17 protein-coding genes are annotated in these 18,283 nt (G+C 43.2%); 6 read left to right on the top strand and 11 right to left on the bottom strand.

Annotated features, from left to right (window positions below):
* The first annotated feature begins 51 nt into the window (after positions 1–51).
* Complete coding sequence (locus ACT3TU_RS06090) at positions 52–516, top strand: DMT family transporter (protein WP_444784159.1); 465 nt, start codon at positions 52–54, stop codon at positions 514–516.
* Positions 517–527: 11 nt separating this feature from the next.
* On the opposite strand, the gene prpF is transcribed toward ACT3TU_RS06090, so the two are convergent.
* Entirely contained in the window at positions 528–1,778 is a 1,251-nt protein-coding gene (gene prpF, locus ACT3TU_RS06085; protein ID WP_444784158.1) for a 2-methylaconitate cis-trans isomerase PrpF, read from the bottom strand.
* Positions 1,779–2,001: 223 nt separating this feature from the next.
* Between prpF and ACT3TU_RS06080 the strand changes: the two genes are divergently transcribed.
* A complete protein-coding gene (locus ACT3TU_RS06080) occupies positions 2,002–2,157 on the top strand; it encodes a hypothetical protein (protein WP_443550669.1) in 156 nt (51 codons plus the stop codon).
* 26 nt (positions 2,158–2,183) lie between these two features.
* On the opposite strand, the gene ACT3TU_RS06075 is transcribed toward ACT3TU_RS06080, so the two are convergent.
* The 8 genes from ACT3TU_RS06075 to ACT3TU_RS06040 all read right to left on the bottom strand — a co-directional run bounded on the left by ACT3TU_RS06075 (position 2,184) and on the right by ACT3TU_RS06040 (position 11,475).
* The gene (locus tag ACT3TU_RS06075; RefSeq protein WP_192523122.1) at positions 2,184–2,444 is read right to left on the bottom strand and encodes a Txe/YoeB family addiction module toxin; all 261 of its coding nucleotides are present in this window, start codon (positions 2,442–2,444) and stop codon (positions 2,184–2,186) included.
* 31 nt (positions 2,445–2,475) lie between these two features.
* Complete coding sequence (locus ACT3TU_RS06070) at positions 2,476–2,766, bottom strand: type II toxin-antitoxin system Phd/YefM family antitoxin (protein WP_192523121.1); 291 nt, start codon at positions 2,764–2,766, stop codon at positions 2,476–2,478.
* Between the two features lie 132 nt (positions 2,767–2,898).
* Positions 2,899–5,556, bottom strand: a complete 2,658-nt coding sequence (gene acnD / locus ACT3TU_RS06065) for a Fe/S-dependent 2-methylisocitrate dehydratase AcnD (protein WP_444784157.1) — start codon at positions 5,554–5,556, stop codon at positions 2,899–2,901.
* A 95-nt stretch (positions 5,557–5,651) separates the two neighbouring features.
* Positions 5,652–6,230, bottom strand: coding sequence for a hypothetical protein (locus tag ACT3TU_RS06060; RefSeq protein WP_192523120.1), 579 nt, complete (start codon positions 6,228–6,230; stop codon positions 5,652–5,654).
* A 99-nt stretch (positions 6,231–6,329) separates the two neighbouring features.
* Positions 6,330–7,457 (bottom strand): bifunctional 2-methylcitrate synthase/citrate synthase, encoded by a 1,128-nt coding sequence (gene prpC, locus ACT3TU_RS06055; RefSeq protein WP_192523119.1) that lies wholly within the window; start codon positions 7,455–7,457, stop codon positions 6,330–6,332.
* Between the two features lie 97 nt (positions 7,458–7,554).
* Positions 7,555–8,445 carry a methylisocitrate lyase gene (gene prpB / locus ACT3TU_RS06050; RefSeq protein ID WP_192523118.1) on the bottom strand — a complete coding sequence of 297 codons (891 nt, stop codon included), beginning with the start codon at positions 8,443–8,445 and terminating at the stop codon, positions 7,555–7,557.
* A 391-nt stretch (positions 8,446–8,836) separates the two neighbouring features.
* On the bottom strand, positions 8,837–10,123 hold the full coding sequence (locus ACT3TU_RS06045) for an NRAMP family divalent metal transporter (protein WP_192523117.1): 1,287 nt from the start codon (positions 10,121–10,123) through the stop codon (positions 8,837–8,839).
* 308 nt (positions 10,124–10,431) lie between these two features.
* Positions 10,432–11,475: a LysR family transcriptional regulator gene (locus ACT3TU_RS06040; RefSeq protein ID WP_192528925.1), complete on the bottom strand. Its 1,044-nt coding sequence runs from the start codon at positions 11,473–11,475 to the stop codon at positions 10,432–10,434.
* Positions 11,476–11,714: 239 nt separating this feature from the next.
* Here ACT3TU_RS06040 and ACT3TU_RS06035 point away from each other — a divergent pair, with 239 nt between their 5' ends.
* Both ACT3TU_RS06035 and ACT3TU_RS06030 read left to right on the top strand, forming a co-directional pair.
* Positions 11,715–12,587 carry a hypothetical protein gene (locus ACT3TU_RS06035; protein WP_444784156.1) on the top strand — a complete coding sequence of 291 codons (873 nt, stop codon included), beginning with the start codon at positions 11,715–11,717 and terminating at the stop codon, positions 12,585–12,587.
* Between the two features lie 205 nt (positions 12,588–12,792).
* On the top strand, positions 12,793–13,269 hold the full coding sequence (locus tag ACT3TU_RS06030) for a hypothetical protein (protein WP_443550661.1): 477 nt from the start codon (positions 12,793–12,795) through the stop codon (positions 13,267–13,269).
* 135 nt (positions 13,270–13,404) lie between these two features.
* Here the strand turns inward: ACT3TU_RS06030 and ACT3TU_RS06025 are convergent, their stop codons facing one another.
* Positions 13,405–14,199, bottom strand: coding sequence for a PaaX family transcriptional regulator (locus ACT3TU_RS06025; protein ID WP_192523113.1), 795 nt, complete (start codon positions 14,197–14,199; stop codon positions 13,405–13,407).
* Between the two features lie 90 nt (positions 14,200–14,289).
* On the opposite strand from ACT3TU_RS06025, the gene ACT3TU_RS06020 reads away from it, so the two are divergent.
* Positions 14,290–15,948: an isovaleryl-CoA dehydrogenase gene (locus tag ACT3TU_RS06020; protein WP_443550659.1), complete on the top strand. Its 1,659-nt coding sequence runs from the start codon at positions 14,290–14,292 to the stop codon at positions 15,946–15,948.
* A gap of 42 nt (positions 15,949–15,990) precedes the next feature.
* Here ACT3TU_RS06020 and ACT3TU_RS06015 read toward each other — a convergent pair whose 3' ends face one another.
* On the bottom strand, positions 15,991–17,274 hold the full coding sequence (locus ACT3TU_RS06015; RefSeq protein ID WP_443550657.1) for a tyrosine-type recombinase/integrase: 1,284 nt from the start codon (positions 17,272–17,274) through the stop codon (positions 15,991–15,993).
* Positions 17,275–17,826: 552 nt separating this feature from the next.
* On the opposite strand from ACT3TU_RS06015, the gene ACT3TU_RS06010 reads away from it, so the two are divergent.
* Positions 17,827–18,105, top strand: coding sequence for a peptidylprolyl isomerase (locus ACT3TU_RS06010; RefSeq protein WP_444784155.1), 279 nt, complete (start codon positions 17,827–17,829; stop codon positions 18,103–18,105).
* Positions 18,106–18,283: the final 178 nt, after the last annotated feature.

Raw genomic sequence — 18,283 nt, 5'->3', positions numbered from 1 at the left:
TTATTATTGATAATGTTTATATATACACTATTTATTTTTTGGGGCAGTCATTTGAAAATTCTTCCATACGTCTTAATCAGCCTTTTAGGTGGTGCGATTGTTCCGCTGCAACTGGCTATTGTCAATGCTTTTCGAGAAAGTACACAAGCCTCTCAAATACAATCCACCTTTTATTTATACTTAGGAGGTGCAATAGCTTCTTTAGTACTGTCGTATGTGATGAGTGGTGGTATCAAACCGCCAATGATTGAAAATGCGACGTGGTGGATGTGGTTACCAGGATTTCTGGGCAGCTTTTATATCTTATTCATATTTATTGCTGCGCCAAAGATAGGCGCAGGCAATACACTGCTTTGGGTATTTCTTGGGCAAATGTATTTTGCCCTGATTCTAAGCCAAACTGGCTTGTTTGGCTTAGAGGTTAAAGCGATAGATATTTATAAAATCGCTGGTTTAGCCTTAGTCACCATAGGCGGGATGTTATTGATATATGGCGAGACTAAAGTTAAAGGTTAAAAAGTTAACGGTTAAAAAGCATCCGCTGGCACAAACACTTCACCAACCATAATACGACGCGCTGAACGACTCATGGAGACTTTTTTGGCTTGCCAGCGACCATCGACTTGTTCTGTTTTTCCGCCTACCAAAAGCGTTCCAGAGGGATGGCCAAAGCGAACCTCGTTAAGCTCACCACCACCTGCTGCCTCGTTGACCAGTGTGCCTTGCGTCGTCGCTGCTGCGGCTATCGCGACCGCTGCTGTGCCCATCATAGCATGGTGCAATTGACCCATACTCATAGCGCGTACGACTAAATCAATCTCATTGACATCAACGGCTTTACCACTAGATGCGCTATAGCTTTGCGCAGGTCCAACCCAAGCAATTTTAGGAATATGCTGACTGCTTTGTGCCTCGCTCTCATCTTTAAACAAACCCATCGCCACGCCACCACGCGCGCGAATATTCTCAAGCTTGGCAAGTAGCTCGCTATCACTATTGATGTCGCCTTGTAATTCTGTGCCGGTAAAGCCTAAATCTGCTGCTTTCATAAAGATAGTTGGGATACCCGCACTGATAAAGGTTGCTTTGACACTATCGGCATTTAGACCGCAACCAGACACATCAAAATCATCGACTAGATTGTTGGTGGGAAACATAGCGCTAGAGGCATCAACGGGATCAATAAACTCGATTTTGACCTCAGCAGCAGGGAAGGTCACACCGTCTAATTCAAAGTCACCGGTTTCTTGTACTTGTACCTTGCCTTGTTTATCCATGTAGACAGGCACATGGGCGATAATCGTTTTACCGATATTCTGTTGCCAGATACGCACTTCACAGATACCGCTGTTCGTACTGGCGCTGATGCTACGAGCAACTTTATCAGCGGCAACCAGACCCATATTAATCGCACAAGCACCAACCGCTGCGGTTAAATTACCACAGTTACCCGCCCAATCAATCATAGGCTTTGCAATATTGACCTGCCCAAACAGATAGTTGACATCGTGGTCTGCTTGTTTCGCTTCAGATAAGATAACCGTCTTAGAGGTGCTAGAGCTGCCATTGCCTAAACCGTCAATTTGTTTACCATAAGGGTCAGGGCTACCAATAACCCGCAATAGAAAATTATCACGCGACTCGCCAGCGACTTGGCAACGCTCCGGTAAGTCGGACAGTTTAAAAAAGGTGCCTTTTGAAGTACCGCCGCGCATATAGGTAGCGGAGACTGAGATTTGCGGGGCGAATTTTGGTTGGTTTGAGGTTGTTTGAGTCATTATTGGCAATCCTTGAGATAGAGTCTATGAAAAGTAATATCGATACACCACATACTGCTGGTATAGTTTTTCCTTGCTTGCTGTGCCTACGCAGACAGAGGCTGCAAAAAAACCATACAAGCAGTACCGTAGCGTTTTTAAAATGTTTTAACTACAGTTAGTATATGTTTGTACTTTTATTGGTAATATAAATAGATATGTATAGTAGCTAACAATAGAGAACATGATGGAAATAGATAAAAAGCTGAACGAAAGCTCAGCTAAAATTAAGCAGATTATGCAAGACAATCCTGATTTATCTTATGAGTTTGTGCGTCAATTACTAGTCGCTCAAGCAGAGGTGGACGCTGGTAAGGTTGAGCCTTTTGAGCTTGGTTAGATTAGGATTTAATTTAGAAACTAAGCCTAATAATGATATCGACACGAAATAACCGTCAAATAATCATCTTCAACTTTATATACTAGCCGATGAGTATCATCAATTCGTCGAGACCACAATCCTGATAAGTTCTCTTTTAAGGGTTCAGGCTTACCTATACCTTCAAACGGATTACGCATACATTCTGTAAGAAGTTTATTAATACGTTTTATAGTTTTTCTATCTTGGGTTTGCCAATATATATAATCTTTCCAAGTTTCATCTGTCCAAGCCAATTGCTCACTCATAACTTTCTACTTACAATTGTAGCCCTTAATATTAGGCGTCTTCAGCGTTTTTATTAAAATTTTCGTCTGTAGGTTCAATTAGACCGCGAACTACCGTTTTACCAGCCTGATATTGAGCCATAGATTTTGCTAAATGAGCAGCATTAGCAGGCGACTTTAATAAGTAAACGGTCTCCATCAGGCTATTATAGTAATCAAGTGACATGACTACGGCATCATCAGCATCACGACGAGTAACGATAGTTGCATTTGCATCATCATTTACTGTGTCTAAAACCGATTTGAGATGCTTTCTAGCTTCTGAAAAACTAATTACTCTCATGACATACTCCGATACTTGTACAATTAATAGTACATGTTATGCTATTTATTAAAGTATATCAATAAGTATAAAAAAGCCGACACCATATAAACCTACAGCATCGGCTCACTTATTAATCAATAATCATGATGCTTAAGCAATATCTAGCGTGCCATCGATGAACTCTTTGGCAAAGCGCTGGAGCATACCACCCGCGTTATACATTTTGACCTCATCAGCGGTATCTAAGCGGCAGATAATCGGGGTTTCAGTCTTGCTGCCGTCAGCACGGTTAATCACTAATGTCATCAGCCCACCAGCAGAGACTTCGCCAGTGACATCAAAGGTTTCTGAACCATCAATATTTAGCGTATGGCGAGTCGTACCTTCTTCGAACTGTAGCGGTAGGGCGCCCATGCCGACTAGGTTTTGACGGTGGATACGTTCAAAATCTTCAGCGACGACAACTTCCACGCCCGCTAAACGCACACCCTTGGCAGCCCAGTCACGGCTTGAGCCTTGGCCATAGCCGTCACCAGCGATGATGATAAGCGGCTGCTCGCGGTTCATATAGGTTTCAATCGCTTCCCACATGCGCATGACCTGACCTTGTGGTTCAACCCTAGCTAATGAGCCTTGGATAACTTCACCTTTTTCGTCACGTACCATCTCATTTAATAACTTAGGATTGGCAAAAGTCGCGCGTTGTGCAGTTAAGTGATCACCGCGATGGGTCGCATACGAATTATAATCTTCAGCAGGCAGCCCCATGGTATCTAGATACTCGCCAGCAGCCGAATCACCCAAAATAGCATTGGAAGGTGACATATGGTCGGTGGTAATGTTATCGCCCAATACTGCTAACGGGCGCATGCCTTTTAGCTTATTCATTGCGGCCATTTTGCCTTCCCAATACGGCGGACGACGGATATAAGTGGTCATTTCTCGCCAGTTGTATAATGGGCTCAGAGCCTTTCCAGCGTCCTTTTTGGCTTCATCAAACATCGGAATATAGACAGCATTGAATTGCTCAGGCTTCACCGCTTTGGCAACGATAGCATCGACTTCATCATCATCGAACCAGATATCTTTTAAATAAACATCATTGCCGTCTTTATCTTGGCCTAATACATCTTTTTCGATATCGAAACGGATATTACCAGCGATCGCATAAGCGATAACCAATGGTGGTGACGCTAAGAACGCTTGCTTGGCATATGGATGGATACGACCATCAAAGTTACGGTTACCTGATAGTACCGCGGTGGTGAATAAATCATTATCAACGATTTCTTTTTCGATATCAGGATCGAGCGCGCCACTCATACCATTACAGGTGGTACAAGCAAAGCCGACCACGTCAAAGCCAATTTCCTGTAGCTCAGGCATCAGTCCGGCTTCTTCTAGATACATTTTGACCGTTTTAGAACCAGGTGCTAAAGAGGATTTGACCCAAGGTTTGCGTAATAAGCCTTTCTCATTAGCGTTACGAGCAACCAAGCCAGCAGCAACCATATTGCGTGGGTTCGAGGTGTTGGTACAGCTGGTAATCGCGGCGATAATAACCGCGCCATCTGGCATCAAGCCATCTTTTGGTTCAGGTAATTTATCATCAGCGCCGTGGGCAATACCTTCTTTGACCAAGTCCGTGGTTGAGACACGGGCATGCGGTCGAGAAGGGCCGGCAAGGTTACGTACCACTGCCGATAAATCAAACTCAAGTACGCGCGCATACTCGGCGTTTTCCATACCATCAGCCCATAGGCCAGTTTGTTTGGCGTATTGCTCGACCAGCTTAATTTGAGCCTCAGAACGACCAGTGAGGCGTAGATAGTCGATGGTTTGCTCATCGATATAGAACATCGCTGCCGTCGCGCCATATTCAGGCGTCATATTAGAGATAGAGGCACGGTCGCCAACGGTTAAATTTCGTGCGCCGTCACCGAAGAATTCAATATAAGTAGAAACCACGCCTTCATCACGTAAAAACTCGGTCATAGCGAGTACCAAATCGGTACCAGTAACGCCTTTTTGCAGTTTACCCGTTAGCTTAACGCCAACGAAATCTGGCAAACGCATGTACGATGGATTGCCCAGCATCACGCTTTCGGCTTCCAGACCGCCAACACCGATAGATATCACGCCTAGGGCGTCAACCATTGGCGTATGGCTATCCGTACCAACTAACGTGTCAGCAAAAGCCACTTCATGACCGTCTTTACCTTTTACCACCTGTACCACGGGTGACATTTTTTCTAGGTTGATTTGATGCATAATGCCGTTACCTGGCGGTACGACGTTGACGTTATCAAAGGCATATTCGCACCAGTTGATAAAGTGAAAACGGTCATCGTTACGGCGTTCTTCGATAGCACGGTTTTTCTCAAAAGCGTTTTCTTCAAAGCCTGCGTGTTCCACTGCCAATGAATGGTCAACGATGAGCTGAGTTGGGACGATAGGGTTAACCTTAGAAGGATCACCGCCTTGTTCAGCGATGGCATCACGCAGTCCTGCTAAGTCAACAAAGGCAGTCTGGCCTAAGATGTCATGACAAACAACGCGGGCAGGATACCAAGGGAAATCTAAGTCTTGCCTACCTTGTATATGTTGGGTCAATGCCGCGGTTAAATCCTCTGGTGGGCAACGGCGAACCAAGTTTTCACATAGAACTTTTGAGCTAAACGGTAGCTTGTCATACGCGCCCGCTTCGATGCTTTCTACCGCTTCACGGGTATCGAAGTAATAAAGCTCGGTATCAGGTAAGGGTTTTTTAAACTTGTCATTCATCGGTTGTACTAGGGCGTTGTCCATAAGTCACCTTTGGCAGTTGGCTGGTTGGAATGGTTGGAATGGTTGGAATGGTTTTTGTATGACAGTATTACTTTAATATGCGGTTATCATTGATGTTATTTATAACTACCGACAATACCGTCGCATAAAATAAGTTTCTTGGCAGGATCTAAATGAGCACCAATTTTTTCATCATCAAGCTGCTCATATTTAAAATGCGGCTTTAAACCTTGCATTGATGTTTTTAGATATAAGGCATCGTAGAACATGTCTGAGTTGGGCACGACATAAATATCAAGGTGCGATATAGGCTTGTTTCTATAAGTCGCATTATTGAATTTCACGGTGTAAGTGACGCTATCACTACTATAGTCATCGCCTTTTTCCATGGTGATGGATGAAATGGCGTTTTTGTAAGGCGCTGGAATGACATAGTTTTCTTTTAAAGAAAATACTGTACCGTCATAAACACCATTGGTTGTCGATTCTTCGTGGGTAATAAAGCTATTTTTGAAAGTGTTATAAGTATTGGCAGCCTTCGTTGATTTGTCGCTATCTATATAACCGCATGCCTCTTCATAAACACTAAATAATGGAGTTAAATCTGTAGCCGCACTGGCGTAGGTTGAACCCAAAGATATTGATAGGAGTCCGGTACCAATTAGTGCAAACGATAGATTTTTTGTATTAAACATAACAGCCCTTGATTGACAGTCATTTAATGAGTAGTTGTAGGGTGCGCCATGCGTACCCTACAAGTTTATTTATTCGAGCGAAGAGGAAAGCGCTACAAATTAACGCGCACTCATCTCTGGTACTGAACGTAATTCTTCACCGATATATTCGGCACTTGGTCGAATAATACGGTTATTACCACGTTGCTCAAAGACGTGTGACGCCCAGCCTGTCAGACGTGAACACACAAATATTGGTGTGAATAACTTGGTTGGAATGCCCATGAAGTGATACGCTGAAGCATGGAAGAAATCTGCGTTACAGAACAGTTTCTTTTCACGCCACATAACTTCTTCACAGCGTACTGATACTGGGTATAACACTTCATCACCAACATCGTTGGCCAGTTTTTCAGCCCAGCCTTTGATGACTACGTTACGTGGGTCTGAGTCGCTGTAGATAGCATGACCAAAGCCCATAATTTTGTCTTTACGTGCCAGCATCGCCATCATCTCTTTTTCAGCTTCATCGGGTGAGCTAAAGCCTTCAATCATATCCATCGCTGCTTCGTTAGCACCGCCATGTAAAGGACCGCGCAAGGTGCCAATCGCGCCAGTAATACACGAATGGATGTCAGACAGGGTAGAGGCACACACGCGCGCGGTAAAGGTTGACGCATTAAACTCGTGCTCAGCGTACAAGATAAGTGACACGTTCATGACTTTAGTATGTAGCTCGTTTGGCTTCTCGCCTTTAAGCAGATGCAAGAAATGACCGCCGATAGTCTCATCATCAGTTTCAGTTTCGATACGCTCATTGTCATGAGTAAAGCGATACCAGTAGTTAATAATTGATGGGAATACCGCTAGCATACGATCCGCTTTGTCATTCTCTTGCTCAAAGTCGGTTTCCGTTTCAAGGTTACCGAGCATTGAGTTGCCCGTACGCAGCACATCCATCGGGTGTGAGTCAGCAGGGATACGCTCAAGTACATCTTTTAGTGCTTGTGGTAGACCACGTAATTTTTTGAGCTTGGCTTGATAGGCATCAAGTTCGCTTTGGGTTGGCAAGTTGCCATAAAGTAGTAAGTAAGCCACTTCTTCAAAGATACATTTGTCCGCAAGCTCTGAGACATCATAACCGCGGTAAGTCAGACCTGAGCCTGATTTACCAACGGTTGATAGAGCGGTCTTGCCAGCGACTTGACCGCGTAGTCCTGCACCTGAAAGTTCTTTTTTTGCTGCCATGATTAAATTCCTTTTGTTGGTAGCTTTAGTAGTAAAGTTTATTAGATAGCCAATTTTAATAAATCGTTTCTTAAATCACTGTATTGCTTGCTTAAGTCTACTTATTATCAGCAAACAGTTTATCTAACGTTTGCTCGAATTCGTGGTAGTTTAAGAAGTCGTATAGCTCCATACGGGTTTGCATGGTATCGACAACTTTGTCCTGCGTGCCGTCATCGAGTAGATGTTGATAGACGTTTAATGCCGCTTTATTCATCGCACGGAATGCTGATAGCGGGTATAGCACCATATCGACACCCACACCGTGTAATTGCTCTGTGGTATAAAGGTCGGTTTGACCAAACTCTGTCATGTTGGCGAGTACCGGTATATTCAGCACATCGGTAAATTTACGGTACATCTCAATATCAGTCAATGCTTCGGCAAAAATCATATCGGCGCCAGCTTCTTGAAAGGCAACCGCGCGCTCAACAGCCGCATCAAGACCTTCGACAGACAGCGCGTCAGTACGAGCCATAACCACAAAGTCTTTATCGGTTTTGGCATCAAGTGCTGCTTTTAGGCGGTCGACCATTTCTGAGATACTAACGATTTCTTTATTGGGACGGTGGCCACAGCGTTTTTGTGCGACTTGGTCCTCGATATGTACTGCTGCCACACCTGCTTTTTCCATTTTCTTGACGGTCTGAGCGATGTTAAACGCGCCACCAAAACCCGTATCGATATCCACCAATAGCGGCGTATCAACGGCATCAGTAATGCGGCGCGCATCTTCTAGGACGTTATCAAGGCTAGTCATACCCAAGTCAGGCAGACCAAATGAGGCATTCGCCACGCCAGCACCAGAGAGATATAGCGCTTGGTGACCAACTTGGGTTGCCATCATAGCGGTGTAAGCGTTAATCGCGCCAGCAATCTGTAGCGGCTGGTTGTTATCGTTTTTTTGTTTCATTGCACTGCGAAAGCGAGCGCCAGCTGATGAGGTCATGTCATAATCCTTACGTGGAGGGTAATCTTATCGATACTATTAATATTATGGATATCATATTTGATTGAATCGTTGTGATTGATTATACCCAATTATCCATGCTTGCAAAGCGGTCTTTCAATACTTTTAGTTAGGTGAATTTAATTAAAAGTTAATTTTTAATAAACATATTCGATATGTAAATAGTACTATCCATTATCTAGAGGTTTACTGAGATTAGTATTCATATCGCTTAAACCAACCACCAATCACTCGCTAGATATTTACATTTATTTACAATTACTACCATCAAATGATTAAACCATTGCACAAAAAAGCCCTCATAGCTTCGCTAAAAGGGCTTTTTTGCATCAAGTAGATTTGTATAAAGCTGAATGTATACCTAAGCTAGCTAACCAAAGAGACCCGCAAGATTGGCTAAGAACAACAGTGCAAAACCAGCTAAGAATATCAAACCAGCGATAGACAATGCATTCATACCTACTGACAGTTTTTTATGGTTTTTGACCAAGGTATAGTTGAGCCAACCAAAGATGGGTGCCGAAACGAACGCCGATATCATGGCGAATTTTAGCATCGAGCCCAATTGTCCGGTAAAGAAAGTGATAATCACCAAACCACCACCGATGGCATAAGTGGTCCAAAAGGCGATTTGCTTTTTATTGATCTCATCGTCACCTTTAAGTAAGCGCCAGCACTCAGCATTGGCACGGCCATAACCATCGGCACAAGTAATGGTGGTGCCAAACATACACATAAAGGCGACGAAGGCGACCAGCAGTCGTGACCATTCACCGATGGTACTGGTATACATATTAATCAGCTGATTGATATAAGCGGCGCCTGCAATCTCAATCTCTTGTCCTGAGCCATACTGGACAAACACGCCTAACGATAAGAAGAACAACGCCAAGACACCAGAGACCGAGTAACCCACATTGAAATCAAGCAATCCCTGACGGTGCGTGGTGTGTTCGGCTTTGACTTTAGCGGATGTCCACATCGAGGTAATCGCCGCAAACTCAAGCGGTGCTGGCATCCAGCCCATCAATGCTACGATAAAACCTAAGGTCGCCAAATTCCAAGGCGAGGCAGCGACAAAATCGGTTGCCATAACCGTCGGCTTGCCAGCGGCAATAATCACTGCTGCTACTGTTGCAGTGGTAAGAGCAATCATAATCCACTTAGTCACGCCATCAAGCAGCTTATAATGACCAGCAATCAGGAAGAACCACGAGACCGCAACGATAATCAAAGCCAATGTCATGGTGGACAAACCGAGGGAGGCAGGCAGCATAAAGCCTAGGATAACTGCCGCAATCAAAGATACCGCGCCCGTACTAATGACCGCCGATAAGACGGATAGGATGAAATAAATCCATAGATAGGCTTTCGAGCGTTTGGCATAGCCTGCGATTAAGCTTTCGCCAGTGTCGTAGACGTAATCGGTACCAAATCGAAAGAACGGGTATTTAAAGATATTGGCTAAAATAATCATAATCGCCAGCTGCCAGCCATATAGTGCGCCCGCCTGTGTCGATGAAATCAGATGTGAGCCACCGATAGCAGCTGTCGCCATTAAGATACCGGGACCAAAAATACGCCAGCTAAAGCCTTCTTGCTGCGGGGCGACGGTATCGTCGGTGGCGCTTGGGTTGTTGAGTGGTTGTGTGGACATGAATACCTCGAAATGGTTAAAACGGCAAATCATCACTTACCTGTGTCAGTCTGCCAATGATCGTTAGAAAATCGCTTTATACAATATATATAACGCCTATTTTATAACGTTAAATACAAAACGATTCATCTTGTATCGACTTTAGCACACCGATGCTATTCAGGAGAATGATTATTCTAATTATTATTACTATTTGTTTGCATTGCCATTCTTGATAGTTAGCATAATTAATTATTAATATCAAGAGTTAGTACTGAGTATTTTTTGGCGGTTCTTTATACCATAATCCGCAGCTGATAGCTGATAATTTATAGCTTTGAGGCAAATTTTTGTTTTCGATAGGTGATACCGCGCTGTTCATACACCTGATAAGTAGCAGTGAGTAAGTCAGGGATTTTAGGGTGGACAAAGTCTTTGAGGGTATGTAAATAAATAGGGGAGGTCACGTTTTCGTGTACCAAGCGTTGATAGCTGATTTGTTCTGTACGCACCGTTTGTAGGCTGGCAGGTACAAGCGTAACCCCTTCACCAGCAGCGACTAGTCCCAATGCTACTTGTAAGTCACTCACCGTGGTAGTCATCAGTGGCGCGATACCGTATTGTGCAAATAAATGCAGCAAAGGCTCGGTGACAGGCTCGTTAAGCGTACTAAACGATAGAGGCTGGCCTGTTGAGTTGGTTCTTTTTGTATGGGCAGGCAGTTTATTGGTCGATGTTGGTTTCGGTATGGACGTGGTTATTGCTGGCGTGGCTATCGGCAAATGCGTTTGATGGTATAAAATCAGGCGGTTATTTGCCAAATCTATCAAACGTTGCTCGCGCACATTGGCTAATGGGTGTGCTTTAGGCAGCGCAACCACATAACGCTCATGGCGTAATAGTATTTGCTGAATCCAAGGGTCTTGGTGGGCAAAACGCCCAAAACCAACATCAATGTCACCAGATTTTAGCGCATCTATTTGCTGGTAGGAGCTGATATCCTTTAGGTTGACCTCAATATCAGGGTTGGATTGTTTTAAACTAGCGATGACTTCTGGCAATAGCCCGTACAGGACAGACGGTACAAAACCAATGTTTAATGCGCTGCTGGGCGCAGACAATCGCTGGGTCATACTGGTGACGGTATCAATCTCTGTTAGTATGGCGCTGATTTTATCGTAAAAGAATGCCCCAGCTTCGGTGAGATGTAATGGTCTATTGTAGCGGTCGACTAACTCTACGCCCATATCGGTCTCGAGCTGTTTGAGCAAGCGACTCAGACTCGGCTGTGACAATCCCGTTTTGGTAGCAGCGGCGCTGAAACTACGCAAATCTGCGATAGCAATAAAAGCCTTGAGCTGTTTTAAATCCATATTTTATGCTCACTTATATATAATGTCATCGATGCTTATGGTTATTTTTTTAAAGAGCGCTTTTGGCTATTTTATACCAATAATAGGGGTAACCATAAAATTGTGCTTGAAGCGAGTGAAGTGACCCACTATATTGTTTGTTAACGATAGTGTTACACTTTAGCAAACAATAAAATCTTTATCCTTAATTCTAGCAGTCATCTTCTTTTTCGTGGTACAAACTGGTTTGGTATTACTTCATGAGTGATAAAAAAAATAGCCATAATTCAGATTTAGAGGCAAATTTAGCCAAAATTGCTAATACTAAGCCACGAAAGCGCATGCGTAAAGATAACATCTATGAACGTTTTATCACACGTGTTGAAAATGTCGACGGTGTTGATGAAGATGGTGAGTCAAAAGACACCACAGCAAATGACTTAAAGCCAGTAAAAGATGCCAACAAACTGTCCTCATATGAGCCATTAAGCGCAGCAGAGCTAGCGTTATTTGCTACTCAAGTACAAGAGGGTGAAACCCTAGAGGTCTATAACGACAAAGGTATCAACTTAGATTTTTCTGACGAAGATGAAGATTTAACGTCAAAGCACGTCACAATAACCAACCCCGACGAGTCTTTGGATCGGGGTTCAGAAGAAATTGAAAATAAAGAGCCTGAAAACCATGAATTCATAAACGAAGAAGTCATAAACGAAAAAATATCAAATAAGAAGTCGATAAAATCCAAAGACAAGCAAGCGAGTAGCAAAAAACCGCTCGTCATTGGTATGGTTTTTGGCTCATTACTGATCGCTGCCATCGTCATGATGCTTGTTTTTACCGGTGTGCTGTCGACTTCAACGAAGACTGATATAGCGAATGGTGCGGAAATACCAGTAATAGCAGAGAATAATTCCGATGCCAGTAGAGAGGCTGAGGTGGTAGAAACCACTGAGCAAGATACTCAGACTGCTGCTGACGCTACTGCAGCTCAAAATCAAGGTGAGGTTATTGGCTCAGAGGCACAACCAGCACCGCAACCATCCAATGATAAACCAGCTGACGCATCCATCACTTATGAGGACTTTAGACAAGAGTCTCAAAGTACGCTATATCGTGAAACTGATGATTAATCTGGCTTTATTATAGTAAGGGAGTAAGCGGCTGTTGTCCTATGACAAGCTGACTTTTACTGTCTAAAACCAGTTTTCTTACCGCTTATCAGTCAATCAGAGCGCTCATACCAAAAACCATTGCATAACACCAGAGTCCTCGTATCATGACATAGAGGATGCAGTTATATACTGCTGATGACATGGATTGACTGGGTATTGTCCTATGAAACACTCAGATAGTAAAAGCAATATTGAGGCCGCAGTGACGCAATCAGTAAAATTCGCAAAGGGCAGGTCAGCGAATAATATAAAGTTTGTTGGCGTGCTAGGCATCCTCTGTACTTTATTCTTGGTAAGCGTCTTTATATTCGATGGTGTTTTTTCAACCTTTTCGACGAGCGATCAAATAGCGCTGGCGAGTCACCCAGTATTTTCTGTTAATGATGCTGCATCTACCAATCAAAGCAATATTGCGCTAGTAGCCGATGCTGAACTCTCGCAAGCAAAAAATGGTGACCCAGCAGCAAATGCTGTGAAGAGTGGTTCTACCATGAGCGAAAATGACTTTAGGCAAGAGGCGCAGAACATAATACGTCGCGATCCAGAAAGTCTAGACATGCAAGCAGCAAACTTAAATACCCAAGCTATGGCAATGAACCGAACCATCAGCAATGAGGACTTTAGAGTAGAAGCTAAGTAGGTGTTATATCGTGATGAAAATCAATAGAGCTTTTGAATTAGAATCCCAAGTAATTATTTATAAGTAATCATTCATAAGCAACCACCTACAGTTCAGCACTTACGTATAAGCCTACTAAATCTTAAGAAGATTCATCTATTTTGCGATATTTGCGTCAAAAAAATCAAGCCAAAGCCGACGACCTTCATCATTAAAGCGCCGCACCGTATTGAAATATTGTTGCCGTGCCGCCTCATTTACTAGGGGCTCGGGCAATAATGGATCGAAGATCACACTGCGGATACCTGCATCTCCAAGCGTAAACACTTCTCGTAAAGCCGCGTCATGGCTCAAATTATCCATATGTTTTAACCAATTGTTCAGTTGATAAGACATGTCTTCATAATATCTCTCTAATTGCATGTCAGACCAAAGTCCTAAGGCTTTTTTTTGGCGAATAGAATCAAAATCGCAAGCCTTAAATACGATGGCTTCTGCTCCTAACCCTAGATTCAATAGACGTTTACGAACGCTATCTATACCGCCCTGTAGATTATTCGGGCGTATATAGAGTCCTTTGTCTAGCTCGCGAAACCCTAATAACGATAAAGCCCGGTCACGTGCGCGTAGTATTGTGCGGTTACTGCGAGGTAGACCACCCGTGGCCACGGCTATCCATGAGCCGTCTGATTTTATGGTCTTTCTATCGGAGGTATGCCATGAGGCGACATCATCGCCTAATTTTTGTGCTTCTGGCCCCAATTGATAAGTAGCAGGCCCGATTGCCTCAGCGAGCTCTGCTTGGGTTAAACGCGCCATGGTTACGCGAATACTGTTCTCTGTCATGCCAAACACTGAGCCTGCCAAAATAGCTTCAGTAGCGGTAAGAGTACTGTTGTCCGCTACCGTTAATAAACGGAGGAGGAGAAGTCGGGGACTGGGTTTATTCATATTACACACCTTGACGAAATAATTTTTATTATGTAATACTAGCTGTTATAAAATAGTATAGGTTAGTCAAAATCAAGGAAGATAACAATTATGTCAATGATAAATCAATTTAATACTCATGAAGTAAATAATCAACCCTTTGCCTTAGCTAACTACAACGCTTGGGAAACAGATGCTGCCCTTATCGAAGCTGTAACGCGAGAAGGAGCAGGGTGGGCAGAGGAACACCTGAGTGAATTCGGTGCTCGTACAGGCGGTGATATGATTGCTAGCGGGTTTTTAGCCAATGAAAACCCGCCTAAGTTACGAGATTTTGATAGTTATGGACGGCGTATAGATGAGGTGGATTTTCATCCAGCCTATCATGAGCTGATGACTGCTGGCATGAAATATGGCATGAGTAATTTTGCGTGGCGTAATGAAAGTCATAAAAACCCTCATGTAGCTCGAGCCGCTGTGATGTATCTTGGTTCGCAAGCTGATGCAGGGTTTGGTTGTCCGATGTCTATGAGCTACGCAGCGATTCCTGCCCTAAGGCATTCACCAGAGCTAGCAGAAAAGTGGCTGCCTAAACTCTTATCGCAGGACTATGATCCGCGTAGTTTGCCCATGGAAGAAAAACTGGGTTGTACTATGGGTATGGGCATGACTGAAAAGCAAGGCGGATCCGACCTACGCCGCAATACAACGCGAGCACTGCTGCAAGAGGACGGAACCTATGAGCTTATTGGTCACAAGTGGTTTTTTTCAGCCCCGATGTGTGACGCTCATTTAGTATTGGCACAGACTGACAATGGCCTCAGTTGTTTCTTAGTGCCACGTTTTCGTCCTGATGGTACGAAAAATGCCGTTCGTATTCAACGTCTAAAAGACAAGCTGGGTGACTGGTCGAACGCCTCTTCGGAAGTCGAATTTCAAGCCGCGTTTGGTGAGTTGGTGGGCTTAGAAGGTCGTGGTATTCCGACAATTATTGAGATGGTAGCACTGACTCGGCTGGACTGTATGGTTGGCTCCTCAGCACAAATGCGCCAAGCGATTGTGCAAGCTATTCACCACACCAGTCAGCGTGAGGCCTTTGGTAAATTATTAATTGACCAACCCATTATGCGTAATGTGCTTGCTGACTTAGCGTTAGAGTCGGAGGCGGCATTGGCGCTTACGATGCGTATCGCACGCGCAGTCGGCATGATAGAAAAAGATCCTCATGAAGCCGCCCTTGCTCGTATCGCGACTGCGATTGGTAAGTACTGGATATGCAAGCGTGCGCCAGTTCTTATCAATGAAGCGCAGGAGTGCTTAGGAGGAAATGGTTACGTTGAAGAGAATATTATGCCGCGTCTCTATCGACAGGCGCCGTTAAACTCAATCTGGGAGGGTAGTGGTAATGTGCAATGTCTTGATGTGCTTCGAGCTTTAAAAAAGGAGCCAGAAACTCGTGACGCTCTATTTGCGGAACTGCAGAAAGCCGCTGGCAAGAACCCTCATTACGATAACGAGCTGAGTCTTTTATCCGAACGTTTCGATGACATTGAAACCTTAGAGTTTCGCAGTCGCTACGTGATTGAACGCTTAGCATTAATGCTCCAGGCTTCAATCTTACTATTAAGTGATAATACGGAAATTGCAAAAGCATTCTGTCTTTCACGGCTCGCAAGCGAACACGGGCTAGCCTTTGGAACACTGAGCCCTGATGCTCCAGTTGAGCTATTGATTAAACGCGCTGCAGGAGCTACAAAAGCGCTATTATGAACAGATTTTGCTATTTGATAAGAAGAGTTATCCGCTTGAGCTCTATAATTGCTCTTTGGAGCAACTCCGGAGCTTATCTATATAATTTGCCCAATCCTGCATCATTTGCACCCTAGTATCTATTTCATCTAATCGATTATAGGCACCGCCATGCGTGTCCTTTACTCTATGGCCTAATTGCAGCTCAGTCACGATATCTGAATAACGCAGTTCAGGTTGCTCCATCAGTAAGGTTTTAGCGGATGCTCGAAAGCCATGAGCGCATTGAATATCCTTATATCCAAGCCTATGAAATACTTGTACTAGCGTGGCTTTACTAATATAAGTATTACTTGAGGTACGCATCGATGCAAATACGTATTCTTGATGACCGGTAATTGATTGCATTTCTAGTAAGCGCGTAATAACCTGAGAAGCCAATGGTACAACCAAGTGCGATACCATATCTTCACGACCTTCGCCTTTAGTAGGAGAAAACTCCCATAGCTTGTTATCCCAATCTATATCTTGCCAGCGCATAGAACGCAAATCGATACTACGCACAAAGACATACGGTAGTAAATTCATTGCCTCTAAAGTAATCACACTTGCTCCTTTAAACGACTCCATATCTCGTAATAATACTGCAAACTGCTCAGGCTTGGTAATGGCTGGCAGGTGATTACCTGAATTGGCAGGTGCAAGCTCACCGCGCGTATCAATCGCCACATTTCTATCACAGAGTCCTCTTGCGACAGCGAATGAAAATACTTTTTCAGTATAAAGTCTTGTGCTTGCACCAACGAATGCTGCTTGATTTTCATTATTTTGAATGGCCTCACAGACATTTAATATAATCTCACTAGTAATATCATTCATTCTTAAGTCGCCAATTTCACGACACATATATCCTAAGCATAAATCCCAATATTCTAGCGTCGATTCACTAAACGAGAGTTTATTAGACTTGGCTGTGCGACGACTGGCTATTTTATTGTCTCTCCAAGCTCGAACTATCTCGGCAAACGTTGCATTTTTTAAGTGAGCATATTTATTCACTTTTTCTTGTTGGCTTGTCGCCTTAGGATCAACACCTTTAGCAACTATTTCCAGTATAGAGTCAGCTTTATACTTAACTTCATTCAGACCAATCTCATCCACTCGGCCAAGCATCATTCTAGGACGTTTGCCTTCAATATGCGGATGGGGATAACGGAGGTAGTATTCCTTTTTACCATTTGGGTAAATGCGTACACTTAAACCCGCAATGCCAGAAATACTGACAGAGTAATCTTTATCCCGACATTCAAGAACATTGATATCGTTTATATTATTGACAGCCATCATCTATATCCGTGGACGTTGTAGGTACGATAAATTAAGCATATTTATCTATTAACTTAATACTCAAGTTACAAGTATGCTTCTCGCAGTCGTCATAGCTTATGAAGAGTATTTTTTGCGAATATTGAAATATAATTGGACACTGATTATTATAGTATAATCAACAACCCCTTTAAATAAATAGGCTTAAGGTATAATCATCCCCAAGGCTACCTTGGGGATAAATATACCATAATAAACTAATAAAGCGTAGGCGATGCAATTATTGCCTTAAAATACTCTAAATGTTGTTTTTATCTATGATTACAGTACATAGTTAGCTATAAAAAATTGTTTGTACGCCTTATTTATCAATGTGTTCATAGGTTTTTCTATAGAAAATATGCTCGCGTACGTGCACATAATAATGAAATAGGGGTCATAGTACTGTTCTGTGCAAATTTGAGAGGGCTATTTTAAGTAGTCTATAAATGTATGTATCAGCTTAATAGACTAGCTCTGTGTAAGTAGTGATATAATGCCGCGATAATCGATATTTCATGAAAGGTTCACATTATGGCTCGTACCGCTAGCGCATTACACATTTTAGTAAAAGACAAAGAACTGGCTGACGACATTATTGTCAAGCTTAAAAAAGGCGCCCAGTTTGATGTGCTGGCTAAAAAACACTCAACCTGCCCATCAGCTAAAAAAGGCGGTAGCTTAGGGGAGTTTCAAAAAGGCGACATGGTACCGGCATTTGATAAAGTCTGCTTCAATGGCGAGCTCTTCACCCCGCATTTAGTAAAAACCAAGTTTGGCTGGCATGTGGTTAAAGTGCTTTATAGAATGTAAGAGCTAAAGTCGGAGCTGCATAATCCTTATATGCTGACTTGTTATCTTCTCTTAAAATCAAGTCAATAAAAAGCAGATGCCATAATCAGTATCTGCTTTTTATTTATTATGATAAGAGCTAAAAAAGCTGAATGAGGGGGCAAGTAAGGTAGTCAGTTGTATTTATATTAGATTATTA

The sequence above is a fragment of the Psychrobacter sp. AOP3-A1-26 genome (assembly GCF_052378235.1).
In the GTDB taxonomy this organism is placed as follows: Bacteria; Pseudomonadota; Gammaproteobacteria; order Pseudomonadales; family Moraxellaceae; genus Psychrobacter.
This window is presented reverse-complemented; position numbering and strand designations above follow the sequence as displayed.